The organism is Aquabacterium parvum (assembly GCF_001447195.1).
GTDB lineage: Bacteria > Pseudomonadota > Gammaproteobacteria > Burkholderiales > Burkholderiaceae_C > Aquabacterium > Aquabacterium parvum.
The window spans coordinates 1-273 of the sequence record NZ_LFRI01000043.1 but is presented as its reverse complement, the minus strand read 5'-3'; the positions used below and the strand labels follow the sequence as shown (position 1 = coordinate 273).

General features: G+C 58.2%; 1 protein-coding gene. It reads left to right on the top strand.

The window, feature by feature from the left end:
• The coding region (locus tag ABG80_RS22320) for a hypothetical protein (protein ID WP_235513701.1) at positions 1 to 197 on the top strand (197 nt) is incomplete at its 5' end.
• Positions 198 to 273 lie beyond the last annotated feature (76 nt).

The window sequence follows — 273 nt, the reverse complement described above, 5'->3', positions numbered from 1 at the left end:
AGGTGCTTCATGCAGAAGCTGGCCGCATGCAGCCTCACAGCGTCGATGGTGAAGTAGTGCCGGAACAGCAGGTAGTCACCGCAAGTGGTGAGCCGCTGGTGAAGCGTTTCTTGACCTTCAACGTGGTCGCCGATAACCTGCGCTACATCGAGCGCACGACTCTTTGCCTTACCGTACCGATCAACCCGCCTGGGTAGCGTCTCGATTCCATCAGCCCCGAACTCCTCTGACCAGGACTCGGGGCTTTCCTTTTCAAGGTCGGGTGGCGACATA